This window comes from Sphingomonas pokkalii, from assembly GCF_003096275.1.
Classification (GTDB): Bacteria; Pseudomonadota; Alphaproteobacteria; order Sphingomonadales; family Sphingomonadaceae; genus Sphingomonas; species Sphingomonas pokkalii.
In genome coordinates this window covers 3,799,569-3,823,364 of record NZ_QENQ01000001.1, presented here as the reverse complement: position 1 = coordinate 3,823,364, position 23,796 = coordinate 3,799,569, and the positions used below count along the sequence as shown (strand labels likewise).

At 65.6% G+C, this 23,796-nt stretch carries 24 protein-coding genes; 9 read left to right on the top strand and 15 right to left on the bottom strand.

The features are described 5' to 3' along the window. Positions 1-4 precede the first annotated feature (4 nt). The 5 genes from DD559_RS17600 to DD559_RS17580 all read right to left on the bottom strand — a co-directional run bounded on the left by DD559_RS17600 (position 5) and on the right by DD559_RS17580 (position 8,372). A complete protein-coding gene (locus DD559_RS17600) occupies positions 5-1,831 on the bottom strand; it encodes a M2 family metallopeptidase (protein ID WP_116470312.1) in 1,827 nt (608 codons plus the stop codon). A gap of 59 nt (positions 1,832-1,890) precedes the next feature. Further along, complete coding sequence (locus DD559_RS17595) at positions 1,891-2,652, bottom strand: alpha/beta fold hydrolase (RefSeq protein WP_116471010.1); 762 nt, start codon at positions 2,650-2,652, stop codon at positions 1,891-1,893. Positions 2,653-2,728: 76 nt separating this feature from the next. Then, positions 2,729-3,754, bottom strand: a complete 1,026-nt coding sequence (locus DD559_RS17590) for an aspartate-semialdehyde dehydrogenase (protein ID WP_116470311.1) — start codon at positions 3,752-3,754, stop codon at positions 2,729-2,731. A gap of 331 nt (positions 3,755-4,085) precedes the next feature. Further along, positions 4,086-5,948 (bottom strand): methyl-accepting chemotaxis protein, encoded by a 1,863-nt coding sequence (locus tag DD559_RS17585; RefSeq protein ID WP_116470310.1) that lies wholly within the window; start codon positions 5,946-5,948, stop codon positions 4,086-4,088. 192 nt (positions 5,949-6,140) lie between these two features. After that, positions 6,141-8,372: a S9 family peptidase gene (locus DD559_RS17580; protein WP_116470309.1), complete on the bottom strand. Its 2,232-nt coding sequence runs from the start codon at positions 8,370-8,372 to the stop codon at positions 6,141-6,143. Positions 8,373-8,769: 397 nt separating this feature from the next. On the opposite strand from DD559_RS17580, the gene DD559_RS17575 reads away from it, so the two are divergent. Continuing rightward, positions 8,770-9,063, top strand: coding sequence for a hypothetical protein (locus tag DD559_RS17575; RefSeq protein ID WP_116470308.1), 294 nt, complete (start codon positions 8,770-8,772; stop codon positions 9,061-9,063). A gap of 134 nt (positions 9,064-9,197) precedes the next feature. Here DD559_RS17575 and DD559_RS17570 read toward each other — a convergent pair whose 3' ends face one another. Then, positions 9,198-9,575, bottom strand: coding sequence for a GAF domain-containing protein (locus DD559_RS17570; protein ID WP_240610321.1), 378 nt, complete (start codon positions 9,573-9,575; stop codon positions 9,198-9,200). Positions 9,576-10,041: 466 nt separating this feature from the next. Between DD559_RS17570 and DD559_RS17565 the strand changes: the two genes are divergently transcribed. Further along, positions 10,042-10,347 (top strand): hypothetical protein, encoded by a 306-nt coding sequence (locus DD559_RS17565; protein ID WP_116470306.1) that lies wholly within the window; start codon positions 10,042-10,044, stop codon positions 10,345-10,347. A 180-nt stretch (positions 10,348-10,527) separates the two neighbouring features. Here DD559_RS17565 and rplS read toward each other — a convergent pair whose 3' ends face one another. Genes rplS through DD559_RS17540 form a run of 5 tightly spaced genes read right to left on the bottom strand, consistent with a single transcriptional unit; the run spans position 10,528 to position 12,717 of the window. Continuing rightward, positions 10,528-10,914, bottom strand: coding sequence for a 50S ribosomal protein L19 (gene rplS, locus DD559_RS17560; protein ID WP_116470305.1), 387 nt, complete (start codon positions 10,912-10,914; stop codon positions 10,528-10,530). Between the two features lies 1 nt (position 10,915). After that, complete coding sequence (gene trmD, locus DD559_RS17555) at positions 10,916-11,650, bottom strand: tRNA (guanosine(37)-N1)-methyltransferase TrmD (RefSeq protein WP_116470304.1); 735 nt, start codon at positions 11,648-11,650, stop codon at positions 10,916-10,918. Then, entirely contained in the window at positions 11,647-12,030 is a 384-nt protein-coding gene (locus DD559_RS17550) for a type II toxin-antitoxin system VapC family toxin (protein WP_116470303.1), read from the bottom strand. Before DD559_RS17550 ends, trmD begins: the two co-directional genes overlap by 4 nt. After that, entirely contained in the window at positions 12,023-12,295 is a 273-nt protein-coding gene (locus DD559_RS17545) for an AbrB/MazE/SpoVT family DNA-binding domain-containing protein (protein WP_116470302.1), read from the bottom strand. The genes DD559_RS17550 and DD559_RS17545 overlap by 8 nt, the downstream gene beginning before the upstream one ends. Positions 12,296-12,351: 56 nt before the next feature. Further along, entirely contained in the window at positions 12,352-12,717 is a 366-nt protein-coding gene (locus tag DD559_RS17540; RefSeq protein ID WP_116470301.1) for a PIN domain-containing protein, read from the bottom strand. Positions 12,718-12,776: 59 nt separating this feature from the next. Between DD559_RS17540 and DD559_RS17535 the strand changes: the two genes are divergently transcribed. Together DD559_RS17535 and DD559_RS17530 are read left to right on the top strand one after the other, a co-directional pair. Next, positions 12,777-13,679 carry an NAD(P)/FAD-dependent oxidoreductase gene (locus DD559_RS17535; RefSeq protein ID WP_116470300.1) on the top strand — a complete coding sequence of 301 codons (903 nt, stop codon included), beginning with the start codon at positions 12,777-12,779 and terminating at the stop codon, positions 13,677-13,679. 70 nt (positions 13,680-13,749) lie between these two features. Beyond that, positions 13,750-14,349 (top strand): hypothetical protein, encoded by a 600-nt coding sequence (locus tag DD559_RS17530; protein WP_133243854.1) that lies wholly within the window; start codon positions 13,750-13,752, stop codon positions 14,347-14,349. A gap of 27 nt (positions 14,350-14,376) precedes the next feature. Here DD559_RS17530 and rimM read toward each other — a convergent pair whose 3' ends face one another. The 3 genes from rimM to ffh form a co-directional block, all read right to left on the bottom strand. Continuing rightward, complete coding sequence (gene rimM, locus DD559_RS17525) at positions 14,377-14,880, bottom strand: ribosome maturation factor RimM (RefSeq protein WP_116470298.1); 504 nt, start codon at positions 14,878-14,880, stop codon at positions 14,377-14,379. A gap of 61 nt (positions 14,881-14,941) precedes the next feature. After that, positions 14,942-15,328, bottom strand: coding sequence for a 30S ribosomal protein S16 (gene rpsP / locus DD559_RS17520; RefSeq protein WP_026008873.1), 387 nt, complete (start codon positions 15,326-15,328; stop codon positions 14,942-14,944). Between the two features lie 48 nt (positions 15,329-15,376). After that, positions 15,377-16,858, bottom strand: a complete 1,482-nt coding sequence (gene ffh / locus DD559_RS17515) for a signal recognition particle protein (RefSeq protein ID WP_116470297.1) — start codon at positions 16,856-16,858, stop codon at positions 15,377-15,379. A gap of 268 nt (positions 16,859-17,126) precedes the next feature. On the opposite strand from ffh, the gene DD559_RS17510 reads away from it, so the two are divergent. Then, the gene (locus DD559_RS17510) at positions 17,127-18,701 is read left to right on the top strand and encodes a putative bifunctional diguanylate cyclase/phosphodiesterase (RefSeq protein WP_116471009.1); all 1,575 of its coding nucleotides are present in this window, start codon (positions 17,127-17,129) and stop codon (positions 18,699-18,701) included. Here the strand turns inward: DD559_RS17510 and DD559_RS17505 are convergent. Then, a complete protein-coding gene (locus tag DD559_RS17505; protein ID WP_116470296.1) occupies positions 18,676-19,254 on the bottom strand; it encodes a DUF924 family protein in 579 nt (192 codons plus the stop codon). The two genes, DD559_RS17510 and DD559_RS17505, sit on opposite strands and share 26 nt — an antisense overlap. On the opposite strand from DD559_RS17505, the gene mtaB reads away from it, so the two are divergent. The 4 genes from mtaB to DD559_RS17485 are packed head-to-tail and all read left to right on the top strand — an operon-like array spanning position 19,254 to position 23,792. Then, the gene (gene mtaB, locus DD559_RS17500) at positions 19,254-20,480 is read left to right on the top strand and encodes a tRNA (N(6)-L-threonylcarbamoyladenosine(37)-C(2))-methylthiotransferase MtaB (protein ID WP_116470295.1); all 1,227 of its coding nucleotides are present in this window, start codon (positions 19,254-19,256) and stop codon (positions 20,478-20,480) included. The genes DD559_RS17505 and mtaB overlap by 1 nt on opposite strands. After that, on the top strand, positions 20,477-21,412 hold the full coding sequence (ftsY, locus tag DD559_RS17495) for a signal recognition particle-docking protein FtsY (protein ID WP_116470294.1): 936 nt from the start codon (positions 20,477-20,479) through the stop codon (positions 21,410-21,412). The genes mtaB and ftsY overlap by 4 nt, the downstream gene beginning before the upstream one ends. A 37-nt stretch (positions 21,413-21,449) precedes the next feature. Then, positions 21,450-22,028 (top strand): inner membrane-spanning protein YciB, encoded by a 579-nt coding sequence (locus tag DD559_RS17490; protein ID WP_116470293.1) that lies wholly within the window; start codon positions 21,450-21,452, stop codon positions 22,026-22,028. 6 nt (positions 22,029-22,034) lie between these two features. Next, positions 22,035-23,792 (top strand): chloride channel protein, encoded by a 1,758-nt coding sequence (locus DD559_RS17485; protein WP_116470292.1) that lies wholly within the window; start codon positions 22,035-22,037, stop codon positions 23,790-23,792. The last annotated feature ends 4 nt before the right edge of the window (positions 23,793-23,796 follow it).

Genomic DNA, 23,796 nt, shown 5'->3' with positions numbered 1-23,796 from the left:
AACCTTACCAGCCCTGCGGCTGCCCCTTATTCTGTTCGTCAAGCCACTTCTTGAGCGGCGCGAAATATTCCATCATCGCCTTGCCGGAGATTTCGCGGCTGCCGGTGAAGGTCTGGAGCGCATCCGGCCAGGGCTTGGAGGCGCCCATCTCCAGCATCTTGTTCAGCCGCGCGCCGACTTGCCGGTTGCCGTAGAAGCTGCAGCGATGCAGCGGGCCCTTCCAGCCCGACTGGTCGCACGCCGCCTTGTAGAACTGGAACTGCAGCAGCCGCGCGAGGAAGTAGCGCGTGTACGGCACGCTGCCGGCCACATGATACTTGGCGCCCGCATCGAACTTGGTCTCGTCGCGCGCCACCGGCGGCACGATGCCCTGGTACTGCAGGCGCAGCTTGTTCCAGCCCGCCTCATACTGGTTCGCGGGAATCGTGCCGTCGAAGATCTGCCAGCGATATTTGTCGACGAGCAGACCGAAGGGCAGGAACGCCACCTTGTCCATCGCCTGGCGGAGCAGCAGGCCGATATCCTTGTCGGCGCTCGGCACGCGCGCGGGATCGAGCAGGCCGATCTGCACCAGATATTGCGGCGTGATCGAAAGGGCCACGAAATCGCCGATCGCCTCGTGGAAGCCGTCATTGGCGCCGTTGCGATAGAGCGCCGGCTGCGCCTGATAGGCGCGCTGGTAGTAATTATGGCCGAGCTCGTGGTGGATCGTGACGAAATCGTCGGAATTCACCTTGATGCACATCTTGATGCGGACGTCGTCCTTCTCGTCGATGTCCCAGGCCGAGGCGTGGCACAGCACTTCGCGGTCGGCCGGCTTCACGAACAGCGAGCGCTCCCAGAAGGTGCCCGGCAGGGCTGCGAAGCCGAGCGAGGAGTAGAAGCCCTCGCCGGTCTGGACCATCTTCTTCCAGTCGTAGCCCTTGGCCTTGAGCAGGTCGCCCACGTCATAGCCGAGGTCGCCCGCCCCCTTGGGCGCGACCACGTCGTAGATGTTGCCCCATTCCTGCGCCCACATGTTGCCGAGCAGATCGGCGCGGATCGGGCCGGTCTTGGCCTGGACGGCATCGCCGTACTTCTCGTTGAGCTTGCGGCGGACATAGGTGTGGAGCGCGATGTAGAGCGGCTTCACTTCATTCCACAATTTGTCGGTCATCGCCGCGAATTCGGCGGGCGGCATGTCATAGCCCGAGCGCCACAGCGCGCCGGTGTCGGCGAAGCCCAGTTCCTTCGCGCCCTGGTTGGCGATGCCGACCAGCTTGGTATAATCGGGGCGCATCGGCGCGCCGACATTGTCGTGCCAGCTGACCCACATCTCCTTGAGTTCGTTGGGATCGCGGCTGTCGCCCATCGCGGCTTCGATGTCGCTGCCGTTGATCGGCTTGCCGCCGCGCGTACCCTTGCCCTTGGCATAGAAGGAGCCGAGCTTGGTAGAAATGTCGCTCAGCGCTTGCGCGGCGCCCGGGGTGGTCGGCGCAGCGAGCACCAGCGCGGCGCGCAGCATGGTCAGCTGGCGCTGCTGCTCGGTCGTCAGGCCCGGCGCCTTCTGCAGGCGCGCGGCGTCGAGCGCGAAGCGGACCGCCATCTCGGTGCCCTTGGCGCCGTAATCGGCGGCCAGCGCATCGGTATCGTCGGTTATATAGGTGGCGTTGACCCAGGCGACGCGCGACGAAGTCAGCGTGAACGCGGCCATCTCCTGCTGTGCGCGGTCGAGGAACGCGGCGGCTTCGGACGCGGTCGGCGCGGCGACGGGAGTCGTGCTGGTCTGCGACTGGGCGGGCGCGGCGAGCATCGCGGCGAGCGCCGCGAGCGAAAGGCCGGTACGGATCATGATGCTAAGTCCCCGGGAATCAAGAAAGGCGCGACCCTGCCGCGCCTTCCCCACCCGCGTCAACCGGCGAGAAACTCCACCAGCGCGTCGCCGAGCTCCGGCCGGGTGACCGCGCTCATGTGATTGCCCGGAATTTCGACGAACAGGCCGTACGGCAGCAGGTCCGCGACTTCCTTGGCCGAGCCATTGTCATAATCCTCGGCGCCCGAGATCACGGCGGTCGGCTGCGTGATCGCCGCGATATCCTCGCGCGGAGTATCGACGAACGTGTCGAGGATGCGGAGCAAGGCAACGGGATCGCCCTTGGTCGTCTTGAGGAACGCCTCGGTCAGCCACTCGGAACTGCCGCGCTGGAAGCTGCCGAGATTGGTGAGCACCCGATGGAAATAGGCGCCGCGGCCCTTGGTCGCGACCAGCCCGTCGAGCCCCATACCGGAGAGCACCACCTTATCCGGCGCGGCGCCGTTGGCGAGCATCCGCACCACCGTGCGCGCGCCCAGCGAATAGCCGCCCAGATCATAGTCGGTGAGCGCCAGATGCGCGATCAGCGCAAAGTTATCGCGCATCAGCACGTCGGGGGGATAGGCGGCGGGATCGTGCGGCTTGGCGCTGTGCCCATGCGCGCGCAGATCGGGCAGGATCACCCGCCGCCCACGCGCGACGAGCTTGGCCGCGTGGCCATATTTGATCCAGTTGACCTCGGCATTGGAGAAATAGCCGTGGATCAGCACCACCGGCCGCCCCTCTCCCATTTCGGTCCAGGCGATCTCCTGCCCGTCGAAGCTGGCAAAGCGGTGGGTTTCGGTCGGCAGGTCGGCCAAGGTCTTCATCCCGTGATTCAACGCGCCTGTAACGGCAAGGGGGCGGCGCGGCAAACCGCCCGCCCCCGGTACCGGATCAGGCCTTCTTCAGATGGCGACGGCCGAGCAGCTCGGCGATCTGCACCGCGTTGAGCGCCGCGCCCTTGCGCAGATTGTCGGAAACGCACCACAGCGAAAGGCCGCTGTCCACCGTCGGATCCTCGCGTACCCGGCTCACATAGGTGGCATATTCCCCCACGCACTCGATCGGGGTGACATAGCCGCCATTTTCCCGCTTATCGACCAGCATGATGCCCGGCGCCTCGCGCAGGATGTTCTGTGCTTCCTCGGCCGAGATCTCGTCCTCGAACTCCAGGTTGATCGCCTCCGAATGGCCGACGAACACCGGCACGCGCACGCAGGTGGCGGTCACCTTGATCTTCGGATCCAGGATCTTCTTGGTCTCGGCGACCATCTTCCACTCTTCCTTGGTCGAACCGTCGTCCAGGAAGCTGTCGATATGCGGGATCACGTTGAACGCGATCTGCTTGGTGAACTTCTTCGCGTCAACCTGGTCGCCCACGAAGATCGCACGGCTCTGTTCGAACAGTTCGTCCATGCCCGCCTTGCCCGCGCCGGAAACCGACTGGTAGGTGGCGACCACGACGCGCTTGATCTTGGCCTTGTCGTGCAGTGGCTTCAGCGCCACCACCATCTGCGCCGTCGAGCAGTTCGGATTGGCGATGATGTTGCGCGCCTTGTAGCCGTCGATCGCCTCCGGGTTCACTTCCGGCACGATCAGCGGCACGTCCGGGTCCATGCGGTAAAGCGACGCATTGTCGATCACCGTGCAGCCCGCAGCGGCGAACTTCGGCGCATAGATCGCGCTGCCTTCCGATCCGATGGCGAACAGCGCCATGTCCCAGCCGGTGGGATCGAAATGCTCGATATTCTGGACCTTATACTGTTTCCCGGTCTCGCCGAAATCGACCATGTCGCCGGTCGAGCGCGAGGACGCCAGTACGGCGAGCTCGTCGATCGGGAATTCCCGTTCGGCCAGGATGTTCAGCATTTCGCGACCGACATTGCCGGTGGCGCCTGCGACGACGACACGGTAGCCCATGAATGTACCTCTTTCCTCCGAACGCCGGCAGATGCGGCGTGGGTGCCCTTTAGTGTTAGAGAAAGGTGGAATGCACGCGCATTCCGCTGCTTCGCTGCACAATCGCAGCTATCGCGCCCGTCAGGGGCGCGGTGTAATTCGCGTAGAGAAGGCGCGTTTTCGAAGCATCAAGGGGCCGTTAGCAGAAACATTCCTGCCCGACGAGCCCCTTTCGCGAATTTTTCGTGCACGCCGCGTTGCCAGGCGGACGGCAACAAAAAAGCCTGCCCCGGCATGTACCGGGGCAGGCCTGTCGCATGGGGAGCGTGAGGGTTGCGCCCCCCACGCGGGATCAGAAGCTTGCCCACTCCTCCACATCGGCACTGACCTGACGAACGGTAGAGACGGTGGCCGAATGGGCCGGCGTCGAGCGCACCGGCAGGGCATGGACCCGCGACTTCACCGGCTTGCGCCCACCGCGGTCGCCGGTGTTGAAGCGCAGCGCCTGCTCGCTGAGCGCGGCCACTTCGCTGCTAAGGTTGCGGGCCGCAGCGGAGGTCTGTTCCACCATCGCGGCATTTTGCTGCGTGGTCTGATCGATGCTGTTCACCGCGGTCGCGACCTGGGTAACCGCCGACGCCTGTACCTGGTTGTCGGTCGCCATGGTTTCCAGCAGCGAATGGACTTCATTGACGTCACCAACGATCGCGCCCAGCGCGCTGTCCACCCGGCGCACCATGTCCACGGCAGCGTTGATGTCGGTCTGCGTCGCCGTCAGCTGGTCGCGGGCGCGGCCCGCTTCTTCCTCGGCGCGCATCGCCAGCGCGGAAACGAGATCGGCGACCACCGCGAAGCCGCGGCCCGCTTCCCCCGCCCGCCCCGCTTCGACGGCGGCGTTCATCGCCAGGACGCGGGTCTGGAAGGCGATCTTGTCCAGGCCCTCGATGACATTGTCGATGCCCTTGGCGCTCTCCGAAACACGGGTCATCGCCTGCATCGCCTCGTCGGCGACACTGCGGCCGGAATCGACCACGCCCATGGCGCCGGTGGCACGTTCCACGGTCTTCGACGATGCGGCGGCGGTCGCCTTGATCCGCTGATCCATCTCGCTGACCGCCGCAGAGGTTTCCTCAAGGCTCGCCGCGGCGCCCTCGGTGCGACGGGCGAGATCTTCGCTGGCCTGGGCGATTTCCGCCGACCCGGTGGAGATCGTCTCGGCGCTGTCCATTACCGCAGCGATCAGGTCGCGCAGGCCGTTGATCGCGGCGTTGAAGTTCAGCTTCAGCCCTTCATATTCGGCAGCGAAGCGTGCATCGATCGTGGCCGTCAGATCGCCATCGGCCAACTTGGCGAGATGGTTTTCCAACGTCTCGACAACAAGCTTCTGAGCGGCTTCGCTTGCCCGCTTGGCTTCCGCGGCTGCCGCCTGGGCAACGGCCGCATCCTTGAACACCAGCACAGACTTGGCCATCGCGCCCACTTCGTCGCCGCGATCGGTCCCCTCCACTTCTACGCCATGGTTGCCCGCCGCAAGCGTGCGCATAGCGCCCTGCAATCGCTCCAACGGCCCGGAAATCTGAGTCCAGGAGAGAAAGACGGCAAAGCCAAGGCTCACGCCAACCGCCACCAGCGCGACGATGATCTGCATCCAGCCCGCGGTTGCCGCAACCTCGCTCAAGGTCGCGGAAAGCTTGTCGGCGCCAGCGATCCGGCGATCATTGTACAGGCGAAGCTTCTTCGTGAAATCGACGCTCATGCCATCGGCAGCGCCCAGCAAGGCTTTCGCCTGATCGTCCTGATCCTGGATGGCCAGCGCGATCGCCGGTTCGACCTTTTGCTGTATGGCTTCCACCATCGCCTTGATCGGCGTCAGATCGGCCACGCTATCCTTCTCGCGTGTCATGACCTCGTCGAGAAAGCCGATAGCCTGCTTATAGGCATCGGCCTCTTCTTCGACCGCCTGCTTCGCCTGCACCGACTGGCCATCATAGACCATCGTACGATATGCCGCATACATCATCGTATTGACGAGGCGATTGACGCGCACCAGCTTCGCCGTATCCGGCATGGTTACGCCGACCAGCTCGGAATATTGCGCGTCGATCGCGCTGGATGTCCGCGCGCCATACCAGCCGACGCCGAGCGTCGCGATGCCAAGTACACCCAGCATCAGCATGATCTTGATCTGAATTTTGAGGTTCGCGAAGATCTGCATGTAGCAGCCACTCCCGAAATGATGCCGGCGTGCCGGAGCACGGATTCGCTAGCATTATAGGAATGGAGTAGAGTTGCCGTCGGCAGGCAAACCTCTGCAATAGTACGTAACACTCGGGCAACGATGTATTGAACTGCCCGGCGGCGGGCCGGATTGCGCACAGCATCCGGCCCGACTTTGCGTTGAAGCCCCCTATTCTGCCTTCAGATTCCGGTCCAGGAAGCCAAGGATCGTGTGCCACAGATGCTCGCTGATGCCGGGCCCGCCCACCCGGTGCGTCTGGCCCGGATAGAGCATCATTTCGAACGGCACATCCTTCGCCTGCAACGCCGCATACATGGCGGTTCCGTTTTCCAGCACGACATTATCATCCGACATCCCGTGGATCATCAGCAGCGGATCGTTGATCTTCGCGGCATCGGCGATCACGCCGGAAGCGGCATATGCCTCTGGAACGGTGCGCGGATCGCCCATGTAACGCTCGGTATAATGGGTGTCGTACAGTTCCCATTTCGTCACCGGCGCACCCGAAATGCCCGCCGCGAACGTGCCCGGGGCTGCCTGCAGCATCTTCAGCGTCATGTACCCGCCATAGGACCAGCCATAGGTGGCAATCCGCTTCGGATCGACGAAAGGCAGCGTCCGGAGATACGCCGCGCCTGCCAGTTGGTCCTGCACTTCCACGCTGCCCATCGCATGCCAGATCGCGCTTTCGAACGCGACGCCGCGATTGGCCGATCCGCGATTGTCGATCTGGAACCAGATATAGCCATGCTGCACCAGATATTGCTGAAGCGCGCCGCCCCAGGCGCGGCTCACGGTCTGCGAATGCGGGCCACCATAATGCTGGAAGAACACCGGGTAGCGCTTGCCCGGCTCCAGCTTCGGGGTGATCATCTCCCAGTGGAGCTCGGTGCCGTCCGGCCCCTTGATCGTGCCGAAGGTCCGCGTGCGATGCGCCGCGAGATAGGCATGATAGGGATGCTTGGGATCGTCGACGGCATTCTCCTGCACCCAGGCGATCCGCTTGCCGTCCGCATCGGCCAGATACACTTGGCGCGGCTGATTCGGGTTCGACCGGCCGACGATCGCGCGGGTGCCGCTCGCGTCCATGCTGGCGGTGTTCCACCACCCCCGCTCCGTCAGCCGCGTGATGGCGCCGGGCTTGCGATAGTCCACCCAATAAAGGTGTCGTTCCAGGGGATCGTCCTTGTTGCCCTGGAAATAGACGCGGCCCCGCTTCTGATCGACGCTGATGCCGTCGGGCGCCACTTCCCACGCCCCCTCCGTCAGTTGCGTGAAGGCGCCAGCTTGCCAGCGATACAGATGGCCATGGCCGTCCCGCTCGGACCACCAGATCAGGCTGCCATCGGCCAAGGGCTTCAGCCCATAGGAGAGATTGACCCAGCTCTTCGGGGCTGCCTTTTCGCTGAACAGCACCCGCGCCGCGCCGGTCTTGGGATCGACGGCAAGCAGATCAAGCTGCGTCTGGGCGCGGTTCTGGCGCTGGACGTACAGCGTCTTGCCATCGGGCGCCCAATCGACGCGGGCAAGATAAATGTCCGGATCGCTTCCCAGATCAACCTTTACGCGCTTCTGCCCGGCGGGATCGAGCACGTAGAGTTCTACCAGCGCGTTCGGCGTGCCGGCCTTGGGATAGCGTTGCTGGACGATGCTGGTGCCTTCCGCCCCGATCGCCGCGCGGGTGACGATGCCGACAGGCGCTTCGTCGAACCGTTCCACGGCCAGATAGGCGTCGTCGGGGGACCACCAATAGCCCTGGTCACGCGCCATTTCTTCCTGCGCGACGAACTCGGCTTCGCCCCAATGCACCGTCCCGGCCCCGTCCGGCGTGATGCGGGCCGCCTTGCCGGTCGCCAGTTCCATTACGACCAGGTTCTGGTCCTGAAGGTAGCTGGCGAACTTGCCGGCCGGGCTCAGCGCGGCATTCAGCTTCGGCCCTGCGGCGGCGGGCAGCTTCTCCACCTCCCCCGTCAGCCGCGCGCGGAACAGGTCGCCGTCGAGCGGAACCAGGATGGTCCGCCCATCCGGCGCCCAGTCATAGCTCACGATGCCCTTGGTGCCGCCAATTCTGGCGCGTTCCCGCTGCATCTTCTCGGCTTCGGAGAGCGCCGCGCCGGAACCGAGCTTCTGCGAATCTACCAGCATCCGCCACACGCCGGTCGCGGTGTCCATCATCCACAGGTCGAACCGTTCGCGATCGGTGTCGCGATTGCGCAGCATCGTCAGGAACTTGCCGTCGGGCGACAATTGCACCGCCCGCGGTGCGGGGCCATCGATCGCCGGGCTCGCGAAAACCCGCTCGAGCGGGATCGAAGACGCCTGTGTCTGCGCCTGCGCTTCCCGCATATTAACCCCGATCACGATCGCCGCCATGGTCAGCCCGGTCACCCATTTGCGCATCCAACACTCCGTTGCCCGGCCCTCATGCCGACGCGCCCGGTTTATCGTGCGACCGCGCCGGGTAAAGAGGGCGAAGCACTGCCAGCGCGCCGAAAGCGTACGTGCTTCCGCTCAGAAACGCTTGTTTGTACAGCAATTTCGTATCCAGCGTCGGTTACAGGCGCACTGGGGCAACCATACCCAACAATAGATGATGCGAATGTTTCGCCATACATAAATTTCAGACACATGGTTACACGCTTGTAAACCCTTGAACTTGTCAGAAGCCTAATATCTTTACGGCATAGACAGAGAATATCAGGCGTGTTAACCATTCCTTAATGAAGCTTATTTAGATTTAAGCGAAAGCCTGATCGGCAAAGCGGGGCGCACCTGGTCGATAAGGAGTTCTGGCCGCATGTCTTCGGACGGCCTGTTAGGTATGCGCAGAGAGGCGCCAGTCGAGTCCGCGACTCGACTGTTACAAGACAAGTGGCCGTCGCTCGTGATGCTGACGCCAGAAAGTATAGGGCTGCCGGATGATACCGGCGCCAGCCTTGAATTTCTGGCGATCGTGCAATCACTTAGCGACGCAGGCTTCTTGTCGTACGAAGCGCTGGTGATCAATCCGGAAGGGCCGGTCGTGATCGACGCCGCCTTGACTGCCCGCGGCCGAGCGGCGCTCGCCTTACGGGAGAGCGCGACCCATTAGGGCATTTCCAAAGGGAGCGTTTGCGGTCGCCAGAAGGCGGATTGGCGCCGGGCACGCAACTGGGGACACAAGGGGGCGGATCAGCGCTCGAAATCTGCGGGAGGCGCGCCGTCACCAAAGGATGGTGCATGCCTTCAATGGACGAGAATGCCCTTCCGCTCGCCCGACAAGTCGATGAGATCGGCAAGTTCTCGCAGCAACTCGATCTCCGTGTCCTCGAACGCGCGGGGCTGCTTGCTGAGAACCGCGAGCGTCCCGACGCGCCTGCCGTTCCGCCACAGCGGCACCGACACCTGCCCGCGATAGCCATGCTCCAGCGCGACGATCGGATTGGCGAGCTGAAGCGCCGTCGCCGTGACTTCGATCGCATCGGCGGCGGCCAACGCCGCGGTTGCGCCATATTGCAGGATACCAACATCGGCCCGCAGCAAGGCTGCCGCCGTCTTGGCGATATGCCCGACGGACGCACCCCAAGGCTCTCGACGATCGCCGGTCCGATGCTGTGTTGACATATAGTTGGCGAACGGACCTGACATCACGACTTCCCCGCAAGCAATATGGTGCTTCTGGCGAAAGGCGGGCCGCATCGCGAGTAAGGATTTGTACCCATCGGAGGATTCCGATGTGCCATCCAGATCGGATATAGGGCCGGGTTCTGATGGACCGTCCAGCTTTAGCGGTTTACATATGTTTCATTGCGAGACGCGGGTTTAAAGTTATCAACCGCTAAGTTCATTACGGACATGAACCGGACTAGGCAGAATTTTCCTAGTCCTGTACGTAGGACTCCTTCGCGGCTGAAAAGAGTCGGCTTTGCCACCTCGTACAGCCTCGAACGCAGGAGCATTGCGAGATCCGGCACGTTTTCGACGCGCGGCTCCGCCCCCTGCAGCAATGGCAACCATCCGATCGGTCCAGCGTACTGGGCTGGCGGGGGTGTCGTTGTATTTTGGTGCGAATGGGGCGGGAGAGGACGGCATGGCGAAGATCCGGGACGGAATCGATACATTGAAACCGATCGATTCAGGCTGTCTCGCCGCCATTGGCCGGACCTTGCTCGGCGTCTGGCCGGGCAGCACGACGCTTCACCCCGACGACCTGGGGCTGGATGATTCGCTGGACCAGCAGCACCTCTTCATCGACGCGGTGCAAACGCTCTGCGATCGCGGCCTGCTGGCTTATGAGGCGCTGGTGATCGGCATTCGCGGCCCCGAACTGCGCGATGCGGCCCTCACCGCGCGCGGCCGTGCCTTGCTCCAGACCTCGGAACGCCTCGCAGCCTGAAAAGCCGAGCCCGGCGCCGCCCAACTTCCATCGATGCGCCGGTGGCGGCAGTCGTTGCAGCCGCCATCCGTACGGCGTGCGCGACCGCACCATGACCAGCGCCTGCACCGTCTCGCCCCCATACGAAAAGGGCGCGCGGATCGCTCCGCACGCCCCATCGATCGGTGGTGAAACCGGCTGTTATTCGGCAGCCTGCGCACCGGCGCGCGGATCGCGGCGCTCGGCGATACGCGCCGACTTACCGGTACGACCACGCAGATAGTAGAGCTTCGCACGACGCACGACACCGCGACGCACGACCTCGATCGAATCGATGTTCGGCGAATAGAGCGGGAACACGCGCTCCACGCCTTCACCGAACGAGATCTTGCGGACGGTGAAGTTCGAACCCATGCCCTTGTTGGAGCGCGCGATGCACACGCCTTCGAAGTTCTGCACGCGGGTACGATCGCCTTCGACGACCTTCACACCGATGCGGACGGTGTCGCCCGGGCGGAATTCCGGAATCTTCTTGGCTTCGTTGAACTTGGCAATCTGCTCGGCTTCGAGCGTCTGGATGAGGTTCATCTCAGTCAGTCCCATGTTTGCGCCGCGCGCCAGAGGGAGACTGGACCCGAGCGCCCTCGTGGCGCTCCCACAGATCCGGCCTCCTTAGCCGTGTATCGGTCTCCGCCATGGCTCTGCGCCAGGCTTCGATCCTCGCATGATCCCCCGATCGCAGCACTTCGGGGATCGTGCGCCCTTCCCATTCGACAGGTCGGGTATATTGCGGATATTCGAGCAGCCCCGTTTCGAAGCTCTCGTCCATGCCGCTGGAAGCCGCGCCCATTACGCCGGGAACGAGCCGAATGCAAGCATCCAGCATCGTCAGCGCCGCCATTTCGCCACCGGAGAGGATATAGTCGCCGATCGAGACTTGCTCGATGCCCCGCGCGTCGAAAATGCGTTCGTCGAAACCCTCGAAGCGGCCGCACAGCACGATCGCGCCCGGCCCTGCGGCAAGGTCGCGCACCCGATCCTGGGTCAGCGGTCGCCCACGCGGCGTCATCGCCAGCAGCGGCCTGTCTGCGCGCGCAACGCTGTCGATCGCCGAGGCGAGCACGTCGGCACGCAGCACCATCCCTGCCCCGCCGCCGGCCGGCGTATCGTCGACCGAGCGATGCTTGTCGGTGGCGAAGTCGCGGATCTGCACGGTCTCCAGCGTCCACAATCCCTCGCGCAGGCCCCGCCCGGCAAGCGAAATGCCGAGCGGCCCGGGGAACATCTCGGGGTACAGCGTCAGAATGGTGGCAGCAAAGGTCACAGCGTCCAGTTCTCGAGTCTGAGGTCCGGGATGTCGGCGAAATCCCGTTCGTTGTTGGTGATCAGCGTCAGCCCCGCCGCGAGCGCCTGCGCCGCGATCAACCGGTCCAGCCGGGCCCGGCGGGACGGCAGTCGGGCATAGACCTCCGCAGCGGCGGCGTCGAATGGCAAGGCTTGCACGAGCCGAAAGAAGCGATCGACGATCAACCGCCCGGCAATGTCGTTTTCAGGCACGCCCCGCAACACTTCCGCCATCACGATGGTAGAACTGACGACGCAGCCCCTTGCCTGCGCCTCTACCGCCCGAGCAGCCCGCCCCTGCGCGTCGTTGAGAATGTAGATGCAGATGTTCGTGTCGAGCAGGAAGCGGGGTTCAGCCATCGCGCCGCAGCTTTCGGCCTTCCCAATCGAGTTCTCGCTCCTCAAGTTCGCGATCCTCCGGCGGTACCGGCTTCAGCCAGGGTAGCGCGCCAGCAATCCCGGTCAGATCAATCTTCTCTTCGCTATCCACCGGCTCCACCGAGAAGCCGCGGCGTTCCTCGCGCAGCACCACTTCGGCGCCTTCCTTCAGGCCCAGCGCCTTGGGCAGGCGCAGTGCCAGCGAATTGCCCGACTTGAAGATCCTGGCGCGATATTCCTCGCCCATGCGTCGCCTCCGTATATACATCCTGTATATACAATCACCGCGGAAGCGCAACGCGGTCAGAACCAGTCCTCGATCCGCAGCCCCGGCACGGCGCGGAAATCGCGCGCGTTATGCGTGACGAGCGTCGTCCCGAGCGCCAGCGCGTGGGCGGCGATCAGGCGATCATGCCGGCCCCGCGCGGCCCGGGCAGCCGGAAAGGCACGCGCCGCCGCCGCATCGAACGCCAGAACGGGCAACCGGGCCAGCAACGCATCGAGCGACGCGCCCTCCCCTGCTCCGTCCGCCAGTTCGGCAAGGCTGATCGCGGAGATCGCCATCGTACCGGGCGCCGCCACGGCGATCCGCCGCGTGACCGGCGCGCCGCCCCCGCGAAGGATGCGGATGCAGACACAGGTATCGAGCAGATAGTCGGGCGCGGCCATAGCGCCGCCGCTAGCACTGATCCACGGAACCTGTCGCGCACCCCAAGCGCTGGCGCGCGATGGACGATTGCATCATCATCGGCGGCGGCCCGGCGGGGCTCACCGCCGCCATCTATCTCAGCCGCTATCATCTGAAGATCCGCCTGTTCGACTGCGGCTCGAGCCGCGCCGCGCTGATCCCCTGCACACACAACCATGCCGGCTATCCGGACGGCATCTCCGGCCTCGACCTGCTCGCCGCGATGCGCGCCCAGGCGGAGCAATACGGCACGGTGCGCGAGGCGGCAAAAGTCACGAGCCTGCGTCCAATCGAGGGCGGGTTCGCGGCCCGGATCGGCGACCGTGAGGTCCGCGCGCGATCGGTCCTGCTGGCGACCGGCGTGATCAACCACCGCCCGCCGATGCCCGACGACGTTCACGACGCAGCGCTGGCGAACGGGCAGATCCGCTATTGCCCCGTGTGCGACGGCTATGAGGTGACCGACAAGCGCGTCGCCGTGTACGGCACCGGCGAACACGGCGCCCGCGAGGCGCTGTTCGTCCGCAGCTTCACCCGGGACGTGACGCTGATCGCCCCCGATCGCCACGACCTGCCACCGGAGCAGATCGACCAGTTGGAGGCGGCAGGCGTGGTGCGCGTCGAGGGCCCGGCGACCGACTGGAGGCTCGAGCAGGACCATATCCTTCTTGCGACGCCTAAAGGCCCGCTGAAATTCGACAGCCTTTATCCCGCGCTCGGCTCGCACAGCCGCTCCGAGCTGGCCGTCGAGGCCGGCGCCCGCGCCGACCCTAGCGGCTGCCTGGAAGTGGATGATCACCAGCGCACCTCGCTCCCCGGCCTGTTCGCCGCCGGCGACGTCGCCAAGGGGCTCGACCAGATCAGCCATGCGATGGGCGAAGCCGGGGTCGCCGCAACGACGATCCGGAATATGCTGAACGCCGAGCGGCCGCTATGGCGCTGATCGACAGCGGGCAGCGGCTGGTCGCGTTATGCTCGCCGAACTGCTCTTCGTGCGATAGCGCCGGATGCCGATGAAGCTGCCCTGCCTCGCCTTGCCGCTGCTCCTGCTGGGAGGATGCAACGCGCGCGCGCCCGATCCCAGCCACGAGCAGATCCACGGTTCGGCCGCGGAATGGCGCGGCTATGCGATGGAGGGCATCGCCCCGCGCATGCCCGAGGCGGATGTCGACGCGGCGCTGGTGCGGCGTGGGTACCAACGGACGACATGCACCACGGCAAGCGATGCCGAAGATACCCGAAGCGAAGACCCTTCTGCCCTCCTCTGCTATCTACGGCACGATCGCTGGATGGTGATGCTCCAGTTCGACGGCAGGCAGCCGCACCGGACCTTGGGCTGGATGGCATTGAACGACCGACCATCCGCCCTCGCCGATCGCGAGCGCAACCTGGCGCAAGGACGGCGCTTCGCGGCCGCGATGGCGCAGCGGTTCGGCCCGCCGGACGAGACAGCACATGGGGCGGTCACCACCCACTATTGGTATGTGCCGCGCGGCGTGGAACAGCGTGCGCCGGGCCGGCTGCACGACATGATTTCGGTGACGATTTCACCGGTTCAGGGAGTGAATGCGACGCTCAACGGATCGCTGGGGCAGATGCGCGACCCACAATAGCCACGCATATCGCCGGCATCAGCCCGGTCAGACTTCCAGAAAGGTGCTTGCGACGACGAGCTTCTCGTCATCCCAGGCAGGCACCGCCTCGGGGCGCATCGGCACCATGAAGCGCTTGCCGTCGGGGCGCTCGATCTCGATCACGTCGCCCGCGCCGTAATCGTCGATCGCGACGACACGGCCGATAGGTGCCCCGTCCTCGTCCACCACCGGCAGGTCGAGCAGGTCGATATGGTAATATTCGCCCTCACCCAGCGGCGGGAGGGCGGCACGCGGCACCGTCAGTTCGGTGCCGCGCAGCGCCTCGGCGGCATTGCGGTCGGCCACTTCGGCGAAGCGGGCGATCACGCCATTGGATCCCCCGCGCACCGACTTGAGCGTCAGCGTGCCGCCGTTGAAGCTCTTGTGCGCCGCCAGATCCTCGGCAAACACCTTCAGCCGCACCTCGCCGGCGATGCCGTGCGCACCGATCACGGCGGCAAGCGTCACCGGACGATCGCCGCGGTTCGAGGACGAAGAGGGTTTGGACATGACGCGATCGAGCGACGCACGAAGCGCCTCCCCCGCCCAAGGACGGGAGAGGCGTTCAGCCTCAGGCCTCGGCAGCCTCTTCGGCCGGGGCGGCAGCGGCTTCGGCGGCTGCCTTGGCCTTCTCCGCACGCTCCTCGGCGCGCTCCTTGGCCTTCTCGCCCGGCTCGGCCTTTTTCGGGTTGTTGCGGGCCGGACGCTCCTTGATGCCGGCGACATCGAGGAAGCGGAGCACGCGATCGGTCGGCTGCGCGCCAACGCCCAGCCAGTACTTGGCGCGATCGCCGTCCAGCTTCACGCGCTCGGGCGAATCCTTGGCGAGCAGCGGGTTGTAGGTGCCGATCTTCTCGATGAACTTGCCGTCGCGGGGCGCACGGGCGTCAGCAACGACGATCCGATAGTACGGGCGCTTCTTGGAGCCGCCGCGCGACAGACGCATGGAGAGAGCCATTCTACTTCACTTCCTTCTAAAGATACGATTGAAACAGGTTGAACTAAATTACTTCTTCTTCAGCAAATTCTCGAAGCCCGGCGGCAGCTTGGCACCGCCCGGCAGACCCGGCAGACCGGCGCCCACCTTGTCCATCATCTCGCCCATCTCGGCGCCGCCCAGCGCATTGCCGATGCCGCCCATGCCGCCGCCCGGGCCGCCCTTGGCGAGCATCCCCAGCATGCCCTTCAGGCCGCCCATCTTCTTCAGGCGCTTCATCGCGGTCTGCATCTCCTGATGCATCTTGATGAGCTTGTTGACGTCCTGCACGGTCAGGCCGCTGCCCTTGGCGATGCGGATCTTGCGCTTGGCGTTGAGCAGTTCGGGCTTGGCGCGTTCCTTCGGCGTCATCGAGCTGATGATCGCGTCCATGCGCAGCAGCACCTTGTCGCCGCCGACCTGGTCGACCGCGGCCTGCGCCTTCTTCATGCCGGGGATCATCCCCGCCAGCGCGCCGATGCCGCCCATCTTGCGCATCTGCGCCAGCTGCGCGCGCAGATCGTTCATGTCGAACTGGCCCTTGGCGAGCCGGTTCGCCATGCGCTCGGCATCTTCCTGGTCGATCGCGGCCGCAGCCTTTTCGACGAGGCTGACGACGTCGCCCATGCCCAGGATGCGGCCGGCCACCCGCTTCGGGTGGAACGGCTCGATCTGGTCGAGCTTCTCGCCCATGCCCGCGAACTTGATCGGCTGGCCGGTGACTGCGCGCATCGACAGCGCCGCACCACCGCGGGCATCGCCGTCCATCCGCGTCAGGATCACGCCGGTCAGCGGCACCTGCGCCGAGAAGTTGCTGGCGACGTTCACCGCGTCCTGGCCGGTGAGCGAGTCGACGACGAGCAGGATTTCCTGGGGGCGCGAGATGTCGGCCACCGCCTTCATCTCGTCCATCAGCGCCTGGTCGACATGGAGACGACCGGCGGTGTCGAGCATCACCACGTCGAAGCCCTGGAGCTTCGCCGACTGGAGCGCGCGCCTTGCGATCTCGACCGGCTGCTGGCCCGCCACGATCGGCAGCGTCGCCACCTCGGTCTGGGTGCCGAGAACTGCCAGCTGTTCCTGCGCGGCCGGACGATTGACGTCCAGCGACGCCATCATCACCTTCTTGCCCTGCTTCTTCAGCAGCTTGGCAAGCTTGGCGGTGGTGGTGGTCTTGCCCGAGCCCTGCAGGCCGACGAGCATGATCACCGCCGGCGGGGTAACGTCGATATGCAGTTCGGCCGTATCGGCGCCGAGCATGTCGACCAGCGCGTCATGGACGATCTTGACGACCTGCTGGCCCGGCGTGACCGAGCGCAGCACCTGCTGGCCAACGGCCTCTTCGGTTACCTTGTCGACGAACTCGCGGGCGACGGGCAGCGCAACGTCCGCTTCCAGTAGCGCCACGCGCACTTCGCGCATCGCGGTCCGGACATCGGCCTCGCTGAGCGCGCCACGTCCGCGCAGGCGTTCGAAGACGCCGCCCAGCCGATCGCTCAAACTCTCGAACATGATGCCCAGGTCACTCCAAATTCAGCCTCTGTCCCGCCAAACGCAAAACACGCCGGCGGACGAAACCTCGTCGGCCGGCGTCACCCCTCGGGGTGGCAAATGTCATGCGTTCACGGAGGAACGTTGGTCGCCCTTAGCGGTGATCCGGGCGAAACGCAACCGCTACGGGTTTAACCCGATCTATACGTTCCGCATGGCAGGCTACGGGATCGGCCGGGGTGGGATTTGCAAGATGGGGCGCGGGGAGGAACAGGTCCGGCAGAAGCCAATGCGCGGCAACCGCCTTGCCTTCACGCTCCTGGGCGTCGTTTCCACGCTGCTGGTCCTGGTGCTGGTCGGCCAGATCACGACTCGACTGTTGCAGTATCTTGCCGATGAAGCCGCACCGCCGGAACCGGGACTGATCGTCGCCTTGCTGTTGAACCTGGCGCTGCTGCTGATCGGCTGGAGCCGGCACCGGGAGGCGTCGCTCGCCATCGAGCCGCGAACGGCGGACGTGCTGGTGCAGAGCGGCCCGGCCTTAGACATCCTCGATCGCCAGCGCTTTATCGATCAGGGCACGGCAATGCTGCTGCGGGCGCAGCGGCTCGAAAAATCGATGGTCGTGCTGGTACTCGATATCGACGTTCCGGCGTCCGCCGGCGAGCGGCAGGGGCGGCGACCGGGCGACGCATTGCTGCGCGCGGTCGCTGGAGAAGTCGCGGCCACCATGCCGCCGCTCGCGCTCGCCGCCCAGATCGCGAGCCACCGCTTTGCCTGCGGCTTCCTGTTCGATCCGGATGCGCGCGCCGCCGTCGATCGCATCGCCGACCGGCTGATCCTCAGCCTCGCCAAGCCCTTCGACATCGATGGCCAGTTCGTGCAGTTGCACTGCGCGGCGGGCGGTGCGCGCTCCGATCGCGACGGCACGACGATGGCGGCGCTGCTGCAATCGGCGGAAGCGGCCCTTGCAACGGCGGGAACGCGGATGAAGGGCAGCCGCTTCGCCTGGTCCGATCGGGCAACGCAGGATGCGATGCAGCTGCGCCAGCAGCTCGAACACGCCTTGCCGCTTGCGATCGCGGGCGAGGAGATCGTTCCCTATTTCGAACAGCAGGTCGATCTCGCCAGCGGGCGGCTCGAAGGTTTTGAGGTCCTCGCGCGCTGGGAACACCCTGTGCAGGGCATGATCGGCCCAGACGGGTTCATCGCGATCGCCGAGGAAACGGGCCTGATCGCCGATCTGTCGCTGTCGATCATGGCGCAGGCATTCCAGGCGGCACGCGATTGGGATCCGACCCTGTCGCTGTCGGTCAACATCTCCCCGGTGCAGCTGCGCGACGCCTGGCTGGCGCAGAAGATCATCAAGGTGCTCACCGAAACGGGCTTCCCGGCCAGCCGGCTGGAGGTGGAGATCACCGAACGCGCGCTGTTCGACAATCTGCCGCTTACCCAATCGATCCTCGGCAGCCTGAAGAACCAGGGAATCCGCATCGCGCTCGACGATTTCGGCACCGGCTATTCGTCCCTCGCCCATCTGCGCGCGCTGCCGTTCGATCGCATCAAGATCGATCGCAGCTTTGTGCAATTGGTCAATCGCGATGCCGATTCGGCGACGATCGTCGATACCATCGTGCGAATGGGCGAAAGCCTGAACCTGCCGATCACGGCCGAGGGGGTGGAGGATGCAACGATTGCAGCACGCCTGCTCGCGCTCGGATGCGCCAAGGCGCAAGGGTGGCATTTCGGCCGCCCGCTTCCCATTGCCGGCGCGCGCAGAATGCTTGCCGAACGCCGGCTGCTCCAGCAGCCCGGCACGCGCTTGCCCGGCGGACCGACTACCAGCCGGCGCCAGGCTGGCTGAGATAATCGATTTCCTCGGGGGTCGATATCCGTCCCAACGCCGCATTGCGGGTCGGGAAGCGCCCGAACCGTTGGATCACGTCGGCATGATCGCGGGCATAGGCGAGTTGCACCTCCATGCCGAGCGCCTCGAAGCAGCGCAGGCTCAGCGCCTGGAATTCGGCATCTTCGGCATGTTCGAACGGCAGATAGAGGAACTGGCGCTGCTCGTCGGTCATCGTCTTGTCCCATCCCCGTTCGAGCGCATGGCAGGCAAGCTGCCGGGCAAGCGGATCGCCGGCGAAAGCCTCTGCCGTGCCGCGGTGGATGTTCCGCGAAAACTGGTCGAGCAGCAGGATGGCCGCCAGCAGCGTCTCCGGCGTGTCGCTCCACCCCGCCGCACCGGAGGCGAGCACGGCATCGCGATCCGCACCGAACAGGTCGGCAATTTCCTGATCCACGCTCGCCGAGGGGGAAAACCATTGTTCGGGCATCAGCGCATCGAACCAGAAGGCCAGTACCTCGCGGGCCTTCTCGTGGACTTCTCGGGTCGGCGCTCCTAGATCGCTGTCCAATGTCCCTCTCCTCGCCTCTTATCCTTAACATGGGTTGCCGGCTGAACCTAGCCGAAGGCGAGTCGATCCGCGCTTTGCTGACGGGCCGTGACGCGATCGTGGTGAACAGCTGCGCGGTCACCAACGAAGCGGTGAAACAGACCCGCCAGGCGATCCGCCGCGCACGGCGCGAACGGCCGGACGCCGAACTGGTCGTCACCGGCTGCGCGGCGCAGATCGATCCGCAGGCCTTCGCCGCAATGCCGGAGGTCGACCGGGTGATCGGCAATGCCGAGAAGCTGCTTCCGCAAGCCTGGGCGTCCGACGCGAAGGTGCAGGTGCAGGACATCCTCGCCGTGCGCGAGACGGCACCCCACCTCGCCGCCAGCTTCTCCACCCATGCCCGCGCCTTCGTGGAGGTGCAGAATGGCTGCGACCATCGCTGCACCTTCTGCGCCATTCCCTTCGGGCGCGGCAACAGTCGCTCGGTGCCCGCCGGCGCGGTGATCGACAGGATCACGATGCTGGCCGAGGCGCATGGTGAAGTGGTGCTGACTGGCGTCGACCTCACCAGCTACGGCCATGATCTGCCCGGCAGCCCGACGCTGGGTTCGCTGGTCGAGCGCATCCTCCGCCACGTGCCGACGCTCCAGCGGCTGCGGCTTTCGTCGCTCGACGGGATCGAAGTCGACGATCGGCTGTTCGCGCTGCTCAGCCAGGAGCCGCGCGTGATGCCGCATGTCCATCTGTCGCTCCAGGCCGGCGACGACCTGATCCTCAAGCGGATGAAGCGCCGCCACAGCCGTGCGCAATCGGTGGCGCTCGCCGAGCGCCTTCGCACCGCGCGGCCGGAAATCGCGATCGGCGCGGACCTGATCGCGGGCTTTCCGACCGAAGACGATCGCATGTTCGAGAACACGCGGGCACTGATCGCCGATTGCGGCGTGGTGCATGCGCACATCTTCCCCTATAGCCCGCGCGCCGGCACGCCCGCCGCGCGCATGCCGCAGGTGGCGCCTGCCACGATCCGCGACCGCGCCGCCCGGCTGCGCGCGGCGGCGGCGGCGCAGCGGGCGACCTGGCTCGAAACCCTGGTCGGCAGCCGCCAGCAGGTGCTGGTCGAGCGACCGGGGGACCGCGGCCATGCAGGAAATTTCGCCGAGGTGCGGCTCACCGCGCCCCGGAAGACTGGAGAAACGGTGAACGTGACGATTGCACGCGTCGAAGACGGAACGCTGGTTGCATGAGCGGACCCAGCTGGCATGAAAAGCTGCTCGGCGGCTTTCGCAAGACGTCGGATCGGCTGCTCGGCAACCTCGCCGGCCTGTCGCTCGCCCGGCTGGACGAGGCGACGCTGGACGAGATCGAGGAGGCGCTGATCGCCTCGGACCTCGGCCCCGCCACCGCCGCCAAGGTGCGCGCGCGGCTCGCCGAGGGGCAGTTCGAGCGGAACATGGAAGAACTCGGCATCCGCGTGATCGTCGCCGAGGAAGTCGCCAAGGTGCTGGAGCCGGTCGCCAGGCCGCTCGAGATCGAGGCCTTCCCGCGCCCGCAGGTGATCCTCGTCATCGGCGTCAACGGATCGGGCAAGACGACGACGATCGCCAAGCTCGCCAAGCAGCTGGTCGATCAGGATTACAGCGTGATGGTCGCCGCGGGCGATACCTTCCGGGCCGCCGCCATCGGCCAGCTGCGCACCTGGGCCGAGCGGATCGGCGTGCCGATCGTGTCGGGCGCCGAGGGCGGCGACGCCGCCGGCATCGTGTTCGAAGCGGTCAAGCGCGCGACCGAGATCGGCACCGACGTGCTGATCGTCGACACCGCCGGCCGCCTGCAGAACAAGCGCGAGCTGATGGACGAGTTGGCCAAGGTCCGCCGCGTGCTCGGCCGGCTCAATCCGGCGGCGCCGCACGACGTGGTGCTGGTGCTCGATGCGACCACCGGCCAGAACGCGCTCAACCAGATCGAGGTGTTCAAGGAAGTCGCGGGCGTGACCGGCCTGGTCATGACCAAGCTCGACGGCACCGCGCGCGGCGGCGTGCTGGTTGCGGCGGCGGAGAAATACGGCCTGCCCATCCATGCGATCGGCGTGGGCGAGAAGGTGGACGATCTGCGCGGGTTCGACGCGCAGGAAGTCGCCCGCATCATCGCCGGGGTGGAGGAACTGGCCCGTGGCTGATCCAACCGCCCGCCCCCAGACTTCGGCCGGTCTGCGCATGGCACTCGATTACGGGCCGCTGATCGTGTTCTTCCTGGTCAACAGCCTTGCGCCGGGAATGCAGATCGAACGTATCTTGACCGCGACGATGGCCTTCATGGTCGCAATGGCCGTGGCGATCGCCGTGTCGTGGCTGAAGACCCGTCATGTCTCCCCGATGCTATGGGTCACCGGCGTGCTGGTGCTCGTGTTCGGCGGGCTCACCCTCTATTATCACGACAAGACCTTCATCCAGGTGAAGCCGACGATCGTCTACGTGATGTTCGCGGTGATCCTCGGCTATGGCCTCGTCACCAACAAGCCGCTGCTCGAGACGATGCTGGGATCCGCCTATCCGGGGCTCAGCGCCAAGGGCTGGCGGCTGTTGACGATCAACTGGTCGTTGTTCTTCGTCGTGATGGCCGGGGCCAACGAAGTCGCGCGGCATATGCTGACCTGGGATCGCTGGGTGTTCTTCAAGACCTGGATCGTCATCCCGGTCACGCTAGTCTTCGCGATCGCCAACATCCCGATGCTGTTGCGCCACGGGCTCCAGCTCGAAAAGCCGGAAAACGCCCCCCTGCCGCCGGAAGGTTAAACCGGGATGGGTCTGCCGCGCCATCCCGCAGCCCTGCACGCGGTGCGCGCGGCGAATGGACTGCGGCGGCAGATCCGGTCGAACTCGCTGCTGTTCCTGCTGCTTGCGATCGGCGTCGGTGCGGCAGCAAGCCTGGCTGCTATTGCGATCGGGCAGTCGGCACGCGGGCTGCAGCGGCTGTTGTTCGGCCTTTCGGCCGGGGAACATTTGAGTGCAGCAAGCTACCTGGCACCCCTGCGACTGCTGGCCCTGCCCGTCGGCGGCGCGCTGCTCGGGCTCACCTTATGGCTGCTCCACCGCCGCAAGACGATCGACGTGGTCGAAGCCAATGCCCTCCATGGCGGCCGCATCCCCGCGCGCGACACCGCGACGGTGGTCGGCCAAACGCTGATTTCCAACGGCTTCGGCGCCTCGGTGGGACTGGAGGCGGCCTATGCCCAAGCGGGCGGCGGCCTCGCCTCGCTGCTAGGCCAGCGGCTCAATCTGCGCCGCGCCGACCTCCGCACGTTGATGGCGGCGGGCGCCGGTGCGGGCCTGGGCGCGGCGTTCGGCGCCCCCCTAACCGGCGCCTTCTATGCCTTTGAAATCGTGTTGGGTGCCTACACCCCCGCGATCGTTGCACCCGTGCTGCTGGCTTCGCTCACCGCAGCGCTGATCGCCCGCACGCTCGGCATCCATCCCTATGTGATCGGCGCCGGCACCGTGCATCCGATCGGGACCGCGGACTATCTCCTCTATGCCCTGCTCGGCATACTCTGCGCCGGCTTCGGCATCGCGCTGATGCGGCTGGTGTCGCTTGTCGAAGCCGGCGTACGCCGAAGCCCGATCCGCCCTGTCTGGGCACCGCTGGCTGGGGGCACGCTGATGATCCCGCTCGCACTGCTCTCGCCCCAAGTGCTGTCGAGCGGACACGGCGCGCTCGACATCAATCTGGCCGCGCAGGCGACGATGGCATCGCTGGGGCTGGTGATCCTGCTCAAGCTGCTCGGCTCGGCCGTCTCGCTCGGCTTCGGCTTTCGCGGCGGCCTGTTCTTCGCCTCGCTGTTTCTCGGCGCACTGATCGGCCGCTTCTACCAGCTGGTACTCGCCGAGATCCCCGGCCTCCATCATCTCGCGCCCGACGACGCGGCGGTGGTCGGCATGGCGGCATTGGCGGTGGCGGTGGTCGGCGGACCGATGACCATGTCGCTACTGGTGCTGGAGGTAACCCATGATTTCAGCATCACCGGCGTCACCATCGCGGCGACGCTGATCGCCAGCACGATCGTGCGCGAGGTGTTCGGCTACAGCTTCTCCACCTGGCGGCTGCACCTTCGCGGCGAGACGCTGCGCAGCGGGCGTGACGTGGGCTGGATGCGAAACCTTACCGCTGCACGGATGATGCGCCGTGACGTGCCAACCATCGCGGCGGACAGCGACGTGGCGACCTTCCGTGCCCGCTTTCCGCTCGGTTCGACCAAGCGGGTGGTGCTGGTCAACGTCGCCGATCACTATGCCGGAATCGCCGAAACCGCGGCGGTATGGAGCCCTTCGATCGATCCGGCGGATCGGCTGTCCGGGGTTGCGAAGTTCGCGGATACCGCGCTGTCGCCGGACATGACGATCGCGGAAGTGCTGCAAGCCTTCGACGCGAGCGTGGCGGACGATCTGGCGGTCTTGACGAGCGATGGCAAGGTGTTGGGACTCGTCACCGAGAACCATGCGCGGCGGCGCTATGCCGAAGAGCTGGAGAAGGCCCAGCGCGACCTCTACGGGGAAAACTGATCCC